At 41.8% G+C, this 17,648-nt stretch carries 19 protein-coding genes; 1 reads left to right on the forward strand and 18 read right to left on the reverse strand.

The genetic code is table 11. From position 1 onward, the window contains the following. Positions 1-26: 26 nt before the first annotated feature. The 13 genes from BMX79_RS06525 to BMX79_RS06585 form a co-directional block, all read right to left on the reverse strand. Positions 27-383, reverse strand: a complete 357-nt coding sequence (locus BMX79_RS06525) for a PTS sugar transporter subunit IIB (RefSeq protein ID WP_373419239.1) — start codon at positions 381-383, stop codon at positions 27-29. 661 nt (positions 384-1,044) lie between these two features. Then, positions 1,045-2,649 (reverse strand): complex I subunit 5 family protein, encoded by a 1,605-nt coding sequence (locus tag BMX79_RS06530; RefSeq protein WP_091480543.1) that lies wholly within the window; start codon positions 2,647-2,649, stop codon positions 1,045-1,047. Positions 2,650-2,679: 30 nt separating this feature from the next. Next, positions 2,680-4,287 carry a complex I subunit 5 family protein gene (locus BMX79_RS06535; protein WP_091480545.1) on the reverse strand — a complete coding sequence of 536 codons (1,608 nt, stop codon included), beginning with the start codon at positions 4,285-4,287 and terminating at the stop codon, positions 2,680-2,682. 43 nt (positions 4,288-4,330) lie between these two features. Further along, positions 4,331-5,926: a complex I subunit 5 family protein gene (locus BMX79_RS06540; RefSeq protein WP_091480546.1), complete on the reverse strand. Its 1,596-nt coding sequence runs from the start codon at positions 5,924-5,926 to the stop codon at positions 4,331-4,333. Then, on the reverse strand, positions 5,927-6,286 hold the full coding sequence (locus tag BMX79_RS06545; protein WP_246117650.1) for a sodium:proton antiporter: 360 nt from the start codon (positions 6,284-6,286) through the stop codon (positions 5,927-5,929). Positions 6,287-6,342: 56 nt separating this feature from the next. Next, positions 6,343-7,041, reverse strand: a complete 699-nt coding sequence (locus BMX79_RS06550) for an MnhB domain-containing protein (RefSeq protein ID WP_091480550.1) — start codon at positions 7,039-7,041, stop codon at positions 6,343-6,345. Continuing rightward, positions 7,025-7,588 carry a Na(+)/H(+) antiporter subunit B gene (locus BMX79_RS06555; protein WP_091480552.1) on the reverse strand — a complete coding sequence of 188 codons (564 nt, stop codon included), beginning with the start codon at positions 7,586-7,588 and terminating at the stop codon, positions 7,025-7,027. The genes BMX79_RS06550 and BMX79_RS06555 overlap by 17 nt, the downstream gene beginning before the upstream one ends. Before the next feature lie 6 nt (positions 7,589-7,594). Continuing rightward, positions 7,595-7,900, reverse strand: coding sequence for a monovalent cation/H(+) antiporter subunit G (mnhG, locus tag BMX79_RS06560; protein WP_091480556.1), 306 nt, complete (start codon positions 7,898-7,900; stop codon positions 7,595-7,597). Continuing rightward, on the reverse strand, positions 7,900-8,160 hold the full coding sequence (locus BMX79_RS06565; RefSeq protein ID WP_091480558.1) for an MrpF/PhaF family protein: 261 nt from the start codon (positions 8,158-8,160) through the stop codon (positions 7,900-7,902). Before BMX79_RS06565 ends, mnhG begins: the two co-directional genes overlap by 1 nt. A gap of 35 nt (positions 8,161-8,195) precedes the next feature. Beyond that, entirely contained in the window at positions 8,196-8,726 is a 531-nt protein-coding gene (locus tag BMX79_RS06570; RefSeq protein ID WP_091480561.1) for a Na+/H+ antiporter subunit E, read from the reverse strand. Positions 8,727-9,100: 374 nt separating this feature from the next. Next, positions 9,101-9,508 carry a VOC family protein gene (locus tag BMX79_RS06575; RefSeq protein ID WP_091480565.1) on the reverse strand — a complete coding sequence of 136 codons (408 nt, stop codon included), beginning with the start codon at positions 9,506-9,508 and terminating at the stop codon, positions 9,101-9,103. Positions 9,509-9,618: 110 nt separating this feature from the next. Next, positions 9,619-10,578, reverse strand: coding sequence for an RluA family pseudouridine synthase (locus tag BMX79_RS06580; protein WP_091480567.1), 960 nt, complete (start codon positions 10,576-10,578; stop codon positions 9,619-9,621). A 94-nt stretch (positions 10,579-10,672) separates the two neighbouring features. After that, positions 10,673-10,984 carry a DUF3139 domain-containing protein gene (locus BMX79_RS06585; protein WP_091480570.1) on the reverse strand — a complete coding sequence of 104 codons (312 nt, stop codon included), beginning with the start codon at positions 10,982-10,984 and terminating at the stop codon, positions 10,673-10,675. A 149-nt stretch (positions 10,985-11,133) separates the two neighbouring features. Between BMX79_RS06585 and BMX79_RS06590 the strand changes: the two genes are divergently transcribed. Continuing rightward, positions 11,134-11,673, forward strand: coding sequence for a YehS family protein (locus BMX79_RS06590; protein WP_091480573.1), 540 nt, complete (start codon positions 11,134-11,136; stop codon positions 11,671-11,673). 605 nt (positions 11,674-12,278) lie between these two features. Here the strand turns inward: BMX79_RS06590 and BMX79_RS06595 are convergent. The 5 genes from BMX79_RS06595 to BMX79_RS06615 all read right to left on the reverse strand — a co-directional run. Further along, a complete protein-coding gene (locus tag BMX79_RS06595; protein WP_091480575.1) occupies positions 12,279-13,124 on the reverse strand; it encodes a carbohydrate ABC transporter permease in 846 nt (281 codons plus the stop codon). Positions 13,125-13,134: 10 nt separating this feature from the next. Further along, complete coding sequence (locus tag BMX79_RS06600) at positions 13,135-14,073, reverse strand: carbohydrate ABC transporter permease (RefSeq protein WP_091480578.1); 939 nt, start codon at positions 14,071-14,073, stop codon at positions 13,135-13,137. 29 nt (positions 14,074-14,102) lie between these two features. After that, positions 14,103-15,395, reverse strand: coding sequence for an ABC transporter substrate-binding protein (locus tag BMX79_RS06605; RefSeq protein ID WP_091480581.1), 1,293 nt, complete (start codon positions 15,393-15,395; stop codon positions 14,103-14,105). A 510-nt stretch (positions 15,396-15,905) separates the two neighbouring features. Further along, positions 15,906-17,189 (reverse strand): YcjF family protein, encoded by a 1,284-nt coding sequence (locus tag BMX79_RS06610; protein ID WP_091480583.1) that lies wholly within the window; start codon positions 17,187-17,189, stop codon positions 15,906-15,908. 185 nt (positions 17,190-17,374) lie between these two features. Then, a partial coding sequence (locus BMX79_RS06615) for a transposase (RefSeq protein ID WP_143059422.1) occupies positions 17,375-17,648 on the reverse strand: 274 nt, incomplete at its 5' end.

A 17,648-nucleotide genomic window follows, 5' to 3' on the forward strand; every position in this document is an offset into this window, starting at 1 on the left:
TGTCTCCTCCTAATCCCCTGTCAGTCTTAATTCTTGCCAGTGAGTTCAAGTGCTTTATCAAGAACGGCTTTTCCGTCAACGCGGCCATAAGCAACCGGATCGATGACATCTAGTGGAATACCCACTTCGTCAGCAGTGACTGAGAATTTCTTTTTCATGAAACGCATCTGTGGTCCGATAAGCAGGACATCAGCTTTCTTCATGTCTTCCGGAGCTTTATCCTGAGCGACTGCCCAGATTTCAGCATCGATGCCTCTCTCTTTTGCTTCCGCTTCCATTTTTTGCACTAGCAGACTTGTTGACATTCCTGATGAACAAGCTAATAAAATTTTAATCATGTTATTTTCTTCCTTCCTTTTTGTTTGATCTATAGTTATCTTAATGTAATAACGCTTCCATCACCACATGACTAATTTCCGTTAAGAAACGGAAATTATTTAACCGCCTACTTATTACTCCACTGTGACAATGAGTATAAAGCTGGAGAATAATACTTATAATAAGGAATGCTTCACGTCCTCTCCCTGCATCAATACGACCATAAAAGACTATAAATTATACTCTATAGACTCAGTTTTAGTCCTGAATTGCCTGATAATCTGTCATTATGACTATTATAGCTGGACCTTACTTCTCTCTTTTTTTCATAAGGTATAACTAGACGCTGTCTAGTTACATTTTATTCTTTAAGAGCGTGAAAAGATGTCGCTGGAAGGCCTATAGCTTTAGTTTATTTCTAATCCTTAAGAAGAAGTGTCGCTAAAAGCCGTCTAGTTATAGTTTATTGACTACTTATCTTCAGACATTCCATTAGAAACCATCTAATTACAGTTCAGTCGTTTTGTATCTTGCTTAGCTGCCACTACAATCTTATTTAGTTACAGTTCATCATATGCTGAATGACTGAAACTATAGTTAAACTTGCAATCGATTTAATCTCCACAGCTGATACTGCTGAAATTAGCAAATACTGCTCAACAATCCTACTAATCTGTGACATAAGAAAAACACCCCGGTCAGCGGGGTGTTTCCAATTAATATCGTTTAAAGCACAAAATACAAGTAACCTGCAATGAACAGGAAGAAGCCTGTCATCGAGGTGATGACCGCATTGAATGTCAGCTCGACGTGACTGATCCGGTCAAGTAGTCCACCCTGTTTGATGATTCCGTTGTAGATACCGACTCCGGCAAGAATCATCAGAGCATACACAATCCCTTTTTCAAAATATTCTGCTGAGAATACTTCAACCTGATACCCAAACAGGATATCCATAGATACCGGTCCGTATACACCTGTCAAAAGAATCAGTCCTCCCATAATGAATACAAGCAGTTCGGACAATAAGTCCTCTCTAGGTGGTTTCGATTCTTCAGCACGGTTATCTTTTCCAAAGAGAATGCTACCGAACTTAACAAAGTAGGTGATCGTTCCGAGGTTGATCAGGTTGAGACCAAACTGAACGATCGGACGATAGCTTCCATAACTGATCATGTACTTGGAAATACTTCCGTTGAACAATGGCGCTCCGGTCACTCCAAGGATACCGAATATGATGGCAAAACCAGTTAAAGGCATGGCCCTTAAAACTCCCCGCATCATACGTATATCCCGCGTTCCGTACTGGTGATAAACCTGCCCGGCTGCCAGAAATAATGTAGATTTAAATAAAGCATGACTGACTACGTGGAACAGTGCGCCCCAGTAGGCGATTTCGGAACCCATATTGAGACCAATCATGATCAGTCCGATCTGCGATACAGTTGAATAAGCAAGAATCATCTTGATATCGTTCTGCCCCATCGCCATTATGAATCCGAAGATAGAAGTGATAAAGCCTATCAGGAAGAAAATCTCCTGCACCTGTATTACCGGTTCAAACATGGCACTAAAACGGATGAACATATACACACCTGTTTTGATGAAGAGACCAGATAATACTGCAGAAACAACAGGTGGCGCACTTGGAGTCCCATGCGCTTTCGGCAGCCAGCTGAACAGAGGAACAACGGCTGTCTTAAGACTCAAAGTGGTCATCATGAAGGCAAAGGGCAGCAGAACCGCTCTTGGGCTCTCTACTTCGACGATTGCTTCACTGATGGCTCTCATATCCAGAAAACCAGTTGTTCGATAAAGCATGCCGATGCCGAATAGGAGAAATGCTGTTCCGATGACGTTGACGAAGAAATAGATCATTCCATCATATATCGCCTGTTTCTCTTTGTTGAACATAATGAGTATCGCAACGACAACTGTTGATACCTCCAGCATGACGAATAAGTTGAACAAGTCAGTACTTAAGAATAATGAAATGATTAACCCTTGCAGTACGAGAAACAAAAATGCGAATTGCGTGTTAAAATACTCCTTATGATAAGCAAACAGCAGCATCATCAGAAAGATGATCGTTGTCAGGAGGACAAACACCGATGAAATGATGTCGGCCATCAGTGTAATGGCCAGACCATCTGGAACACCGGACATAAAGTTGAAAATGGTGTCATTCGTACGCACCTGGACAAAAATCCATAGTGCATAGGATAATTGGGCGATCTGAACACCGATAATGAACGGACGGGTATCTCGTTTCTTGAAAAGAATATTGACGATACCGGCCAGAATCGGCCCAATGACTAGTAGGTAAAGCAATGTGTGCGACCTTCTTTCTAATTTCCGTAATTAAGTAAGCCAGTACATATAACCGACTATACCGATAAAAAACATGACAAGTGCAGTTATCATCGCATTGAAGGACAATTCGACATAACCGATTTTTGTAAACAAGTCCCGTTCCCTGACCCATCCTCTATAGAGAGCAAAGGCAGCCAGAACAAGGAGCAGGTAGATAAATGATTTTTCCAGATATTCTCCTGGATAAATCGTAAAGTCGAAACCGTAAAGGAACTGCAGAAAAGTATTTCCAAAGAGTCCGGTAATCAGCGTCAGCACTCCAAACACAAACGTCGTCCACTGAGGAATGTCGTGAATACTATCCTCTTCCCTGATGCTTTCCGGTTGAGTATTTTTTCCGAACAGCATAGCTGCAAACTTCATGCTGTACAGCAAAGTACCCAGATTGATCAGATTTAAAAGCAGCTGAATATAAGGCGAATCACTGCCGTAACTGATCATGTACTTCGAAATGGATCCATTGAAGAGTGGCGCACCTGTGATGCCAAGCAGTCCGAAAATGATGGCAAAACCGGTGACCGGTAAAGCCTTCATCACTCCTCTGATCCTGTAGACATCCCGGGTCTTGTAATGGTGCGACAGAACACCGACAGACAGGAAAAGAACTGTCTTGAACAGAGAGTGAGCAAACATGTGATACATGCTCCCCCAGTAACTGGCTTCGGTGCCGAATGAGAATCCGACAGTCATCAGGCCAACCTGTGAAATAGTTGAGTATGCCAGCAGAAGTCTCAGATCTTTCTGAGCAACTGCAAGGACGATCCCGACGATACTGGTGACAAATCCGATTACAAGGAAAAAGGCATTCAATTCAATCACTTCAGAAAACATTGCAGTTAGACGAATAAATAAGTATAGTCCCGTTGTCTCGTATACTCCAGATAATATAGCCGGAATAACAGGTGGCGCACTTGGTGTACCGTAAGCCTTAGGCAGCCAGCTCGAGAGTGGGAACAGAGCAATCTTCAGACTAATCGTTGTCAGAATAAACCCAAACGGAAGAATCAATGAACGCGGATCCTCCACTTCAGTAATGACTTCCTGAATAGCATGTAGATCCAAATGACCGAACGTCCGGTAAAGCATTCCTACTCCAAAAAGCCAGAAACCGGAACTGATGACACTGACAAATAGGAAAATCATACCGTCATATACTGCCTGCCGGTCTTTGTTGAACATGATAAGGATTGCGACGACGACGGTCGACACTTCCAGAAGCACATATATATTGAATAAGTCCGTGGACAGAAAGAGTGCAATGATCAGTGACTGAAGAGTTAAGTATAAGAAGCCGAACTGAGTATTAAAGTAATCCCCAGTATAGGCATAGATCAGCAGGCCTAAGAACAGCAAAGTCGTCAGCCAGACTAATACGATGGATATCCGGTCTGCATAAAGTGTGATAGAAAAGGCGCGAGGATAGCCGGCCATATTGTCCATTATGGTGCCTTGAGTACGCACGAGATAAAACAGATAGGTTGCGTAAACTGTGATTCCAAGCTGTGATCCCACGATCAGTTTCCTTGAATCACTGTGAAGAAACCCTACATTTATAACTGCGATAACGATCGGTACGATAATAAGCCAGTACAGCATCCTGTCACTCCGTTTCTATCAAAATTTATGAGACTGAATCATTTTACAAGATCAAAGACAGATAGACGACCAGAACAATGAAATAACCGGCCATCGACGTGATGATTCCGTTAAATGTCAGTTCAAGGTGTCCAATTCGTGTGATGAGTCCCCCGTGTTTAATGATCCCGTTGTAGAATGCAACCCCTGCAACGATCATCAGTACATAGACCATCCCTTTTTGAATGTACTCGTCAACGTTCACGTGTACTTCGTAGTTGAAGAAAAACTGAGTCAGACCTTCTCCGAAAATACCGGTAAAGAATGAAGCAACCCCCATGACGACACAAGCAGTCAGCGCATAAAAATCTGATTTGACTGCTCCCTTCTTCGGACTTTTTCCGAAGAGCATGGTCGCATATTTAACGAAAGACATTGTTGTTCCTAAGTTGATGATGTTCAGAAGCAGCGTAACGGTGTAGTCATAGGTACCGTGAGCAATCATATACTTGGAAATACTTCCGTTGAAGAAAGGAGCTCCAGTAATACCGAGTATTGCAAATGTCGTTGCGACCGCTACCCAAGGCATCCGTTTAAACAGTCCTCTGATCTGGTAGACATTTCGGGTGCCGTACTCTTCGTAAATCATTCCTGCAGTCAGGAATAAGGTTGATTTAAATATAGCATGGTTGAAGATGTGGTAGACCGCGCCCCAGAAAGCAATTTCTGAAGCCATGTTGATTCCCATCATGATCAGACCGACCTGTGATACGGTATGGTATGCCAGAATCAGTTTGATGTCTTTTTGACCCAGAGCCATGATAAATCCGATGAGTGAAGTCAGGAATCCGATCCAGAAGAAAAAGACATGCATGTCAATCACTGGATTGAACATTTCGTTAAAACGGATAAACATGTATACCCCACTCTTGATGTAAAGGCCACTCAAAACGGCTGATACAACCGGTGGTGCACTGGGTGTTCCGTGTGCTTTCGGCAGCCAGCTGAATAATGGCGTTACTGCTGTTTTAAGTGATACAGTTACCATCATCATTCCATATGGAAGAACCACAGCGCGTGGACTGTCAAGAAGCGACATAGCTTCATTGATCGCACGTATATCCAGTAGTCCGAAAGTACGGTAAAGCATACCAATCCCAAACAGGAGAAAAGCTGTTCCGATGACATTGACAAAGAAATAAATCATGCCGTCGTATATCGCCTGTTTCTCTTTGTTGATCATGATCAGGATAGATACGACAACAGTTGATACTTCAAGGAAAACGAAGATATTGAACAAGTCGCTGGAAAGGAACAAGCCCATCATCAGCCCTTGAAGAACCATGAACAGAAAGTAAAATCGCGGTCTGAAATATTGTTCTCTCGTAGCATACACTAGAAAAGCAATATAGAAGACAGCAGTCATCAGGACCATGAAGATTGAGATTGAATCGGCGTACAGACTTAAAGCCAGGCCGTCAGTATAGCCGCCAATGTTCCAGACGATCGGTCCGGTCTGCTTGACTGTCATAAATACATAAAAAGCCAGACCGGCATATAACACTTGAAAAATATATAAAAATAACTTAGCTGCCCTATTTCTAAGCAAATAAGTAATTGCTCCAGTCAAAATTGGAGCAAGCACCAATAATCCTAACACTTAATGTTCACTTCCTGTCTGATTTCTGTTACGCGACCAGTGCGTAATGCCATGCTTCTGTTTATAGTGCATAAACATGGTCAAGCCGATTGCTGTAACACCGATACCGATAACGATGGCTGTAATCATCAAAGCAGAAGGAACGGGATCGACAAATGCAGCTTCCTGTGCCTGTCCGATTGGGGGCACGCTGCCATCTGTATAGTTGATTGTAATGTAAAATAAAAATATGCCTGATTCCATGATCGACATGGACATGATGGTTTTAACAATCGTTTTTTTCGTCATTAGACCATATAGCCCGATGAAGAACAAAAGAATGCCGACAATTTCGCCAGTGATAAAATCCAATGGTTTCATCTTCTTTCTTTTAATAGTTGAGGAACATGCAGTAAGTTTCACTTAGATCGACGGAATTATCTTCCTTCGTAGAATACGAATCGGTAAAAGATGATACTCAGTCCGGAGAATACTTTTAGTCCGATCAGTGAGTTCATCGCTACCATATAGATCTGGTGTGATAATGTCGTGTCTGCCGGCTGAATCTGCATGAACACATACAGAACAGGAGTCATGACGATGGACAAGAACAGGAATTTTTCCAGTTTTTCCAGCGTATGCAAGTCCAGGTCAAAGTTCGGATACACAAGATAGCGTGTAATCAGAGCAGTCGCCAGAACAGCTCCACCCTGGAATCCTCCACCAGGTGATACATGTCCATTTATGATGATGTAAAGACCAATCAGCAGCACGAATGGATAGATGATTCCGACCATTCGGATGACGATTTCTGAGTTGTTCTTTCTATTGAAGTCATCTTTTTCAAATTTATACTGTTCAGCATGTTTATTGGCCCACGATACGTTGATAACCTCCATTACGGAAACCATCAGCATAAGTGCTTCAAACAAGGTATCGAACACACGGTAGTTCAGGTAAATGGCAGCTACTGAGTTCTGAGCGCCTGTCTGGGCCAGAAAATCAGCAGTAAAGTAATCCATCAGAGGTGTATCCAGTTGTTCCGAATGATTCAGGAAAAGAAACAGCACTACTGCAGCTCCAATAACCGCAAATGCGATCCGTACGATATGAAACAGTCTACTCGTCTGCGGCATCTATGCTCACCTCATCTCTGAAAATAACACGGATATCTTCAATATCTTTAATGACGTCATTCAAGTTAGCCACGATATCCTGGAAAACCTGGTCCGTTGTATCACCATAGATATAGGTCAGATTTCCCTTACGGTGGATAAGACAATCATGTTCGTCTTCGCGCATGACTGTTTCAAGTGTACGGTTTGTATAAGCCAGTTGAGGCTCGATCTCTTCTGTACGCTCCACAAACAGTTCAAGCGGACGGACGATCGAATCTCTGATCTCATTGATCTGATCATCATTAAATGTTTCCACATCTTCATTTACATAACAAATGTCGTATACTGACACTTTCTTCAAAGCGACTAAGTACATGACGGTTGACAGTCCGACCCCGATCGCCGCTTCAGCAAGCGCCACATCGGGTGCATTATAGTGCAGGTAGGCCAGTGCAATCGTCAGTGAAAAGGCACCAAGAAAAAGAATCGACCGACGCAAGTTATCAGATAAGACAGAGAAACAGGCTAATACTAGTAATGTCAATAATATAAATGTCTGAAACATTGTCTCCTATCTCTCCTTCTTGATTCTATAGCCGCTCAAGTGAGCTGACCGGGTAATGGCATGTGTAGCGATTGGGTTAGTAATTAGATATAAAGCCAGTACAAGGATAATTTTGCCGCTGAAGAAATCAAAGCCGTGCTTGATCATCAGACCAAACATGATCGTGATGAAGCCAACTGTATCAACTTTAGCTGCCACAAGAATGCGTGAAAAATAATCCTTGAAACGGAAAATCCCAAATACGCCCAGTGCCATAAAAATAAGGCCGATAATAATGACGATGTTTGCGATCCATTCTACTACTTGCGTCATTATACATCACCCTTTCTTTCGACAAAGCGTGCAATCATTATTGTTCCAATAAATCCGAGCACACCATAAATGATAGCCACATCGATCATATAGGTCCGGTTGATGATGATCCCGATCAGGACAGCAGCAACAATGACCTTGGATGAAAACAATGCGAAGCCAAGCATGCGGTCCCACACAGTCGGTCCATCCAGAACACGGACAAGTCCGAAAACAGACAGGCCGGCGATAATGGCTAAAACAATTGAATCAAAATCCATTTGTTTTTAAACTTCCTCTCTCTTCCTAATGTCTTTTACGCTTTTCCATCGAGTGTTTCTTCATAGCGTAACAGGATATCTTCCAGTTTAAGTGGAATGACTACTCGAGGGTCATCATCCACTCCAGGTGCATTAAGCGCCAGAACCTGCAGTGTACTGCCTTTCTTCTCGACAGTAACTGTCCCAGGGGTCAGTGTGATGGAATTGGCTAGTATATCGATAAGCAGTTCATCTGTAAGTTTAGTCTGACAAGTAATGATCTGAACGTCTGCCTGACCGGAAATAATATTAGGAATAACATCGATTCCGGCTAGGAAAATTTCAATAATTAGTCGGAATACATATTTTGCCAGAGTACCCAGTCCAATCATGTAAGAGTGCTCATAGTTCCCCTTTAATAGGAAACGGTCGGTGAATACTACGACTAAAATCGACATCAGTACGCCTGATAGTGCAACGCCAATCGTGAACTGTTCAAACAAAATAAGCCATACTAACGATAATAGAATAATGACTTCCTTGTTATCGACGATGTCTTCCCATAATGCATTCATATATGTTTTCAAAAAAAAACCTCCCTTCCGACGTGAGTAGATGACAGTCTATCTCTAAGTAAGTCGATGGGCGGGTAAAATCCCGTCTTTTCGGCTGTACTTCGATTGTAGCATGTTTCAAATCATATGCAATGGATTTTTTACAAAATACCGCTACCTGTCTGGATGAAAACGATTTTATTTCCCTTCTGCTTCGTTCTTTATTCACATTTTCTACTTATTTAATAGTCTAACAAATTATAGCCCCATAACAAACTGTAAAAAGACATAAATCTGTCTAGTTCTGTCAGCAAATTTATAAAAAGTAAGGACCACTGAACCTAAGCACTGGTTCAATGGTCCAAGATGATTATCCTATAAGAATCTAATCTTTGAATAAAGTATAATTATCTGTTTTCTTTAAATCTGGGGCTCAATTCACTCCATACATCGAAGCTGTTGTTATCTAAGTCACTGAACACGAAATTTCTGCCTGCATGTCCCCTGTTCTCAATATCTCCAACATTCATGCCTTTTTCTCTATATTTTTTGTGAAGATCTGCCAGAGCTTCCAGTCCATCCACTTCAAACGTTATAGAAAACCGTTCCTGACCATGGCTGTCAATGAAATTAGCACGCTGATCTTCTTTTGAATGGACTAGAAAGACACTTTGATCAGCAAGATTCAGGATCGCTTTGTCTTCATCTTTATAAGTCAGCTCCGCACCCAAGTTAGTTACATACCAGTCGGTTGAAATGTCAACATGGCCAACCGGTAAGTAAATCGTTCCGACCCTAAGTAATTTTCCGCCCATAACTTTATTCCTCCAGATCTAAGTGGATTTCCATTATATTTATGCTGAACTTCTATCTTGTTAACAGCTTTGCTACATTTAGAAGAATAGTCTTACAGTTAGTAACTGCCTTACTTTACACGTTTCAGGAAACTTTTCGGTACTTCTGACGTATATCGCACCAGCTTGTTTGTTCCTGGATGGACCAGAACAAGGGTCGTTGCGTGGAGGCCGAGGCGTTTAAGCGGATTAGTTTCTGCCCCATACATCTTGTCTCCGGCAATCGGGTGTCCCATTTCTTTCAGGTGCACACGAATCTGATGCTTACGACCTGTCTCCAGTTCAACTTCGAGCAGGGAGTAGTTCTCATTACCAAGAACTTTCCGGAAGTGGGTAACCGCCCGTTTTCCTCCGTTATCTTCCAGATTGGAGTACATCTTGATGCCTTTACTTTCAGACAGCCAGGACGCATACTCACCCTGCTCCTCTTTGACGTTTCCTTCGACCAGCGCAGTATAGATACGCTCCTTGACTGTATTCTTCCAGTCTTTCTGAAGGGCTTCTTTTATTTCTTCCGATTTAGCATAAAGCATGACGCCTGACGTATCACGGTCCAGACGGTGCACGACAAAAATCTTGTTATCCGGGTGTTCCTTCTTTACATAGTCACTCAACTGGTGGTAGGCAGTCGGTTCTGTTGGGTCGTCTGAAGAAATTGAAAGCATGCCCGCTTCCTTGTTGATGACAATCAGATCCTGATCTTCATGCAGAATGGATACGCCCATTAATTCAGATCGCTTCTTGGATTCCTGATTACTCATGATGTTGACTGTGTCACCTGGTTTCAGCGGATAGTTGTGCTTAGTGGTCTCTTCTCCGTTCACTGACACCTGACCTCTAGTCAGTATAGATTTAACCGCATTCCGGCTTTTGTTTGTGATAACGGTCAGTAAATACGGCAGCAGAGTTGTCTCTTCTTCCACTGTATAATTCGTGGTTCCCTTTTTATTGACCTGTTTCGTTCCTTTACGGATCACACCTGATTTTTTATTCGGCTTGTTCTTATGTTTATTGTTTTTATTCTTACTCATATACTCACTCCTATAGTTGTTGACTCCAGTACAGTATAACAGAAAACAGACTGAATTTGATCAGTGATTCAGACCTGGACAGTCTAAGCTACGTTCAGTTTCGAGGAGTGCCAATTGTATCCAGTAGAAAAATGTCATCAGAATCTTCTTGATAAGTATATAAGTATGTTACTTCCGGTTCCTTTTCAAAGGTTATGTATATAGTATAGAAGTCACTTCTTCCACCGGAGTTACTAACAAAATGCTCTGAAATATCTGACTCAATGTCATACCCTTCTTCCTCCAGATAGTCAAAGGTATCTTCTCTCAACGCCCGCTGCTGACTTAATTGTCCTCCCATGATAACTGCCCAAAGTGCAAACAGCAGAATAATTATAATGGCAGCATTCTTTTTTGATAAAATCATTTTCTACCTACCTCCTGATTATTAAGCTTAACAGAAATTCAACTGATGTATTCAATAATCTAATATATGTCTAATATAATCAAAACGGTCATGCATTTTTGCTATACTAATCGTATGGAAATTAATTATGTGAAATGAGGCCACAAAACATGAACAATAATGATCGTCTATTACGATTAAGGTACGCACTTGATTCAAAAGATGAAGAGACTCAGGAGATATTCAAATTAGGACAGTACGATCTGTCTCTAGAAGATGTTCGGCTACTATTGAAGAAAGTCGAGTCTTCTGAAGCTCCCACCGATGAAGAAGATGACTTTACTGAGAACACTTATGCCAAAGCTTGCAGCAACCAGCTATTCGAATCATTTCTAAATGGCCTGATTGTCTTTAAGCGTGGACAGCAAGTGACTGCTACTGGTGAGCCGGTTAAACAGACCAGACTGATCAAGCATGATAAAGATGTAAATAACGTCCTGATAAAGAAAGTCAAGATTGCACTTACGCTCACCAGTGATGACATCCTGGACATCCTAGACGACACTGGTGTCCACATTTCCAATAGTGAATTAAGCGCAGTATTGAGAAAAGAAGGTCACCGGAATTACAAGGAGTGCGGCGACCGGTATGCACGTAATTTCCTGAAAGGACTGGCCATGCACTTCCGTGACGAGAATCCTTCCAATTAAGTATACGAGCCTTACGTATCGTACAGCTTAGATCATTCTAATATGATCTAAGCTTATTTCATCTATTGGTTTATCAGATGATCTGTCATTAAGCTGTTTCTAGTTTGACCTTGATATACTCTCTTTTTGATAAGGTATAACTAGACGCTGTCTAGTTACATTTTAGTCTTTGAGAACTTGAGGAGATGTCACTAGCAGCCTTATAGCTGTAGTTTATACCATACTCAACAAAACAACTGTCACTAAAGGCTCTTTAGCTGCAGCTTATATTTTTCTCATCAAATAAGTTATCTTTAGATACTGTCTAGTTATAGATCAAACGTGTCGTAACTTTATAAAGTGTCACTATCATTGTCTCTAAGCGCAGTTCAATCAGACATAGTTGGCAGAAACTGTCGCTACGTGATTTTAAATGCCGCTTCTATCGTAAGCTTATGTTGAAATCTCCCGCATTACGGCAACAGGTGACTAAGCAGGATCGCCTGAGGCCGGAAAAGTATCTTTTCGCATACTAAAAAATACCCTATCCCCTTCAAGTCAGCGTGTTGAAGAGGATAGGGTATTCATAATGGAAACAAACTGATTGGTAAGCTGAATTTTACAACTTACATTTTCACTCCACCAGCAGTCACGCCGCCGATGATGTGTTTAGATAAGAACAGGTAAATCAGGATCAGTGGAATGATTGACATTGAAATACCCAGATACAAACTTCCGTACTGAGTCGTGTACGTGTCTGTAGTCAACAGCTGAACAAGCATCGGTAATGTGAATCGGCTTCTGTCATTGATCAGCATTAGAGGCATCAGGAAGTTGTTCCATGACTGCACAAATCCGAAGATTGACATGGTTGCAATTGCCGGTCTCATTAAAGGCAGAACGATCGAATGGAAAATCTTCAGTTCACTTGCCCCATCGATACGAGCCGAGTCGACCAGTGCCGGGTGATATATGGTCTGCAGGTACTGTTTCATGAAGAAGACAGTCGGTGCAGAAGCCGCTGCAGGAACGATCAGCGGGATGTAGCTGTTCAGTAGCCCAAGGTTTACCATAAATCGGTAGAACCCGATAATGTTCACTTGAGGTGGCAGCATGATCATGAACATGATCAGCAGATAAGCCGGTCGTTTCAATTTAAAGTCATATACCGTCAGACCATAGGCCGTCAGACAAGAGAAATACATGCTTAAAGCCGTTGAAGAAAAGGCAATAAAGAATGAGTTCCCGTAACCCTGAAAGATATTAAAGCCGCCGTCTCTGAGGATTCGCCAGTTTTCCATAAAGTTCGTTCCAGGAATCAGGGACAGTCCCTGCTGGATCTGTTCGGCTGTACGCGTAGCGTTAACAATAACGATCCAGAATGGAAGGATACTCAGTAACGTCAGGAATCCGAAGAAGATATAAATCAGTATTCGCTGTTTTTTTATTTTAGATTCATTTGCATTCATCATATCGGTTCAATTACGCCTCCCTTTCGCTTTTATCTCTGATCAAGAAGAAAATAATCGCACTCAAGATGATCGTCAGGATCAGAAGATAGACAGAAGCTGCTGCAGCGATACTGACATTACGCCCGCCTTCTATTGCCTGTCTGAATATATAAGTCATTAATGTCTCGACACTGTTGTTCGGTCCTCCATCAGTCAATAGACGTGGAATATCGAACATCTGCAGCCCGCCGACCAGTGACGTGATCAGGACATACAAAGTGATCGGCTTAAGCAGCGGCAGTGTAATACGTCTGAATGTCTGCCATGCGGTTGCCCCGTCAATAACGGCTGCTTCGTAAAGGCTCTTGTCAATACTCAGGATACCGGCAGTCAGAACGATAGATGTCTGTCCGTACCACATCCAGAACTGGATGAACGCGACTATTGAACGTGTCGCAAAGGCGCTTCGGAAAAAGTCGAACGGCGCTTCCAGTACACCAGTCTGCATAAGGATCATATTGACTGGTCCCCTTGGATAATCAAACAGAGTGAAAAAGATGACAGCGACTGAAGCGGCAGTTATTATGTTTGGGAAATAAAATACACTTTTAAAGAATCCTTGGGCTCTCAGTTTCAGCTGATAGTTCGTAAACCAGTAAGCCAGAAGGAGCGCCAGGCCGATCTGCGGAATGAAGTTGATCACCCAGAGGAGCATAGTGTTATAAGATGCCTGCAGAAACAGGTTGTTCGTTACCAGGTAGCTGAAGTTCTGAAACCCGATAAAGTTACCTTCAAAGTTAAACCCGGATATATCGACGAAAGCCAGATATAGCGTATAAAGTGTCGGGTAAAGGTTAAACCCTGCAAAAACAATAAAGAAGGGTAATATGAACCAGTAACCGAATTTATTGGTGTTCTTGATTTTGGCAAGCTTTCGTTTCTTGCCAGATTGTTCAGTTGTAGCTTGCATAGTCTCGTCCTCTCTCTTAATAGTTTAGTTTAATCCAGTCCGACTTCTATATAAGGAAACAGATTCGATACACTCTGTCTGAAGTTACGTATAGCTGTATCAAATTCAACTTCTCCTTTAGAATACGGTGTCAATGCATGATCCAAGAAGAGATCATTGATCGTCTGGTCAAATTCAGTAACGAATCCAGCTTCGATATCATCTATCATATCGGCAAATTCAGCATAGTGGTTCTGTCCACCTAAGAAGTCGTTGCTGTAATCGCCTCTTACCTCTTCAACAACATCTTCATTTGATACGATGTCACCTGTGTCATTTGCCCAACGTTCAAGGAAATCCTGATCAGTTGTCGCATACTCGATCAGATGAGCCGCTTCTTCTTTCATTTCAGAAGATTCTGATATGCCTACCCATGTTCCTCCGCGGAAATAGGTCGACGGGCCTTGGACCATTCTCCAGTCACCGGCTGTCGCTTCTCCCCCATTAGGTTCAAGCCAGAAGTTCAGGCCCCATGTTGGTAAGGAGTAGCCGAAAATTTCGTCATTGGACATTCCTGCAAAGTAAGCGGCTCCGGAAGCTGGTGCATCAAGCAGCAGATTTTCTTCATTCATTTCCAGAGCAGTCTCAAGTAATTCATAGGCTAAATCGTCGATAACCAGTTCATCATCAACAACCCACCCCTGCTCACGTCCGCCTAAGAAAGCGAATCGCAGGTCATCAACACTGGCAATCATATACACTTCTCCGTCAGAAGCATCTCTTATCTGTCTGGCAGTATCGACAAACCCGTCCCAATCTGATATGAGAGCCTGAACGTCTTCCGGTTCAGATACGCCAAGGTATTCTTCTGCCAGACTATAACGATAGAAGAAAGCTCCTGGAGCAGCCTGCCAGGCATTTGCTACCAATGTACCGTCTTCCTGAGATCCTACTTCTTTTACGTAGTCATATGTTGACTGGCTGCCTTCTCTGATTCCTTCAAACTGCTCTAGATCAGTCAGGTAACCGGAATCAATATATTTTTTGGCAAAGTTCTGTTCCATCAGAATAACGTCAGGTTCGTCCCCTGTTCCGATCAACGGATCCAGAATACGTTCGAATTCCTCAGTAGGGAACTGCACGATATCGATGTCGTAGTCAAGGTCACTATAATCTTCAAGGTAATAGTTATTTATAATGTCTTCGATTTCATCTGTAAATGACCAGACTACTAGAGAATCATCTCCTCCATCTGTTCCTACAGCTCCCTGATTTCCACAGCTGCTCAGTATCACAAGCGTGCTTAACGCGCCAATAGTAACTCCTAGTTTTTTCTTCAGCATACTTTCCCTCCGTTTTATATAAATCTTTAACGTATGGAATCCTTTTCAAAATATGAAAGAATTTAAGTTAATTATTTACTACTTTGATTGTTAGTTTAATTTACTAACTAACATCGGTCTAAACTATACCAATTCTAAAAAACGATTGTCAACCCTTATCCACTTGACATAATTTAGGGGATGCATACTCATGCAACGAAAAAATTGTCTATAGCAACTAAGTAAGCCTTTTCATAAAAAGCACAAATTTACTGAAAAGATATAAAATTTTCATCAAATAATCATAAAGACTTTTGTACCTAATTATACTAAATATGAATAGCAGATTTAAGGTATCATGCCTCTCTGCATCGGGCCACAAGACCTTCTTGTAATAAATCAAATAGTCTTTAGAATATGCCTATCTATATGTTACGGTTTCATTTAACAGATAATTAACATAAAGTAAAGCTGTTTCTTTACAAAAAAATCCTGATAGGTAATCTACACCTATCAGGACCAAGTATTCACTTATTTTTTCTTATTGAAAGGATTATGACGACTGACAAATTTAGACAAGGCACGGCTTGTTTTCTGTGCTCTACTTGCGCTTTGGGTGTCTTCTTCCATCTCCTGATAGGAAGCATAGGCATCATTCAAAGCCTCATCCCCTTCAAACTCGAGATCTTTAGTTTTGAGTTCCTTGCGGTTCAGCTTGATATTCTTTTTGAATTGGCTGCGCATAAGACGTTCGATCAGTCCTAAATCAATGCTTTCGCCTTCTCGCTCTTTCACAGCAATGATACTTAAAACTTCGATGTAACTGAGTCCAAGGGCACTTGTTACGATTGAAGCAGTCGTACCGCTGATCAGTCCCCCTATAAGGGTCCCTGCTCCTGGAATAAATTTAAATGCATTCGCTACAAAGGTTTTCCCGATCATTGTAGCTGAACCGGTCCCTCCAACAGCGGCGATCAGACTGACTATCGTCGACTTATCCATTGAAATCCCGAATATGGCTGTAATATGAGCGAGTAGAGTGACTTGCATGGGAATCAGTACCGATGCATCTGAGAACGGGATCGGCGCAAATCCGACACCGAAAGTGGTCGCCACATAACGAGAAGCCCAACGTCTAGCCGCTTTAGCTTTGCGTTCAATATCAGCGTGCTGGGCGTTCATAAAAGCATCGTGTGCCTCTTTCGGTATCAGTTGAAGCGTCTTGTCGATCAGTTCTTTTAAACCAAATGCAGGAATAACATAATCTTCTGTAATTTCATAAGGTTCTGCCATAATGTTCTGGACAGCTGCTACTGGAAGATTGAGATTTTCCAGGTATGTGTTGAATTCTTCAGCAGGCTTACCGATTGATTGGGTCAGAACCAGTATGACTGGAAGAACAGAAGAAATTTCTCTGATCAAGTCGATCTCCGTTTCCTCTATTCTTGATGAATTAGCTTGAATACAGTAATAGACGGCATGGACAGCATCTCTAGTCTGCTTGTTCTGTTTAACTAGATCGAAAATCTCATTCTTTACATCTTTCTGGACTTTCGGATTCAGCTCGAGCCCTCTGGTGTCATACAAGACGATTGGGATGCCCTCTTTGGATATACGCCTTAAATGTTTTGTAACAGGCTTCCCTATCCCAGTATCTGCAAGGTTTTCCCTGAACACATTGTTGATGAGGGTACTCTTTCCTACTCCTGTTTTTCCGGCAATCAGAATATTGACAGGGTTCATTTTTTCAATCTCAGCTTCAGTTTTTTCAAGGATATCTTGAATCATATTGTATTTATTGTCTGAAAATTTCATAGGCGCCTCCTAGTCTTTTATATCATTTTAACACGTTAAACGGATGAAAACGAAAAAGATGCGTCTATTCCCTGCAATTGTAATCAAATAAAAGACCTGCCTATTTGGGTTCTACGTCAAATAACGTTGGTAAAGAATAATAAGTAAATGTCAGAGAGTTTATATAGGGTGTATAGCATGGTGGCCTAGGCCACCATGCTATACACTTCTTTTTGTGCATGTTTACGTTGAGATGCTTCTGATTTTAAAGAAAAGTGAATGATAATTCTATTCTTGTAGTTGGCAAAGTTCCTGTAGCCGTAGGCCACACGATTAAGAACCTTGATCTTATTATTGATTCCTTCTATTTTTCCATTGTTGTAAGGATATTTAAACGTATTTTTAATAAACGGAAGATGCTTACGTAGTGTTCTCAAGCTGGTCTTCATGTACGAGGATAAATTTGCAACGTCAGATCGG

The organism is Alkalibacterium pelagium (assembly GCF_900109325.1).
In the GTDB taxonomy this organism is placed as follows: Bacteria; Bacillota; Bacilli; order Lactobacillales; family Carnobacteriaceae_A; genus Alkalibacterium; species Alkalibacterium pelagium.

Bases quoted from the DNA above. Each gene is read 5' to 3' on its own strand.
- BMX79_RS06565 (WP_091480558.1), bottom strand. From the start codon at position 8,160: ATGGATTTTGATTCAATTGTTTTAGCCATTATCGCCGGCCTGTCTGTT.
- BMX79_RS06535 (WP_091480545.1), bottom strand. From the start codon at position 4,287: ATGCTGTACTGGCTTATTATCGTACCGATCGTTATCGCAGTTATAAAT.
- BMX79_RS06555 (WP_091480552.1), bottom strand. From the start codon at position 7,588: ATGTTTCAGACATTTATATTATTGACATTACTAGTATTAGCCTGTTTC.
- BMX79_RS06585 (WP_091480570.1), bottom strand. From the start codon at position 10,984: ATGATTTTATCAAAAAAGAATGCTGCCATTATAATTATTCTGCTGTTT.
- BMX79_RS06605 (WP_091480581.1), bottom strand. From the start codon at position 15,395: ATGCTGAAGAAAAAACTAGGAGTTACTATTGGCGCGTTAAGCACGCTT.
- mnhG (WP_091480556.1), bottom strand. From the start codon at position 7,900: ATGACGCAAGTAGTAGAATGGATCGCAAACATCGTCATTATTATCGGC.
- BMX79_RS06590 (WP_091480573.1), top strand. From the start codon at position 11,134: ATGAACAATAATGATCGTCTATTACGATTAAGGTACGCACTTGATTCA.
- BMX79_RS06610 (WP_091480583.1), bottom strand. From the start codon at position 17,189: ATGAAATTTTCAGACAATAAATACAATATGATTCAAGATATCCTTGAA.
- BMX79_RS06595 (WP_091480575.1), bottom strand. From the start codon at position 13,124: ATGATGAATGCAAATGAATCTAAAATAAAAAAACAGCGAATACTGATT.
- BMX79_RS06550 (WP_091480550.1), bottom strand. From the start codon at position 7,041: ATGCCGCAGACGAGTAGACTGTTTCATATCGTACGGATCGCATTTGCG.
- BMX79_RS06575 (WP_091480565.1), bottom strand. From the start codon at position 9,508: ATGGGCGGAAAATTACTTAGGGTCGGAACGATTTACTTACCGGTTGGC.
- BMX79_RS06580 (WP_091480567.1), bottom strand. From the start codon at position 10,578: ATGAGTAAGAATAAAAACAATAAACATAAGAACAAGCCGAATAAAAAA.
- BMX79_RS06600 (WP_091480578.1), bottom strand. From the start codon at position 14,073: ATGCAAGCTACAACTGAACAATCTGGCAAGAAACGAAAGCTTGCCAAA.
- BMX79_RS06545 (WP_246117650.1), bottom strand. From the start codon at position 6,286: ATGAAACCATTGGATTTTATCACTGGCGAAATTGTCGGCATTCTTTTG.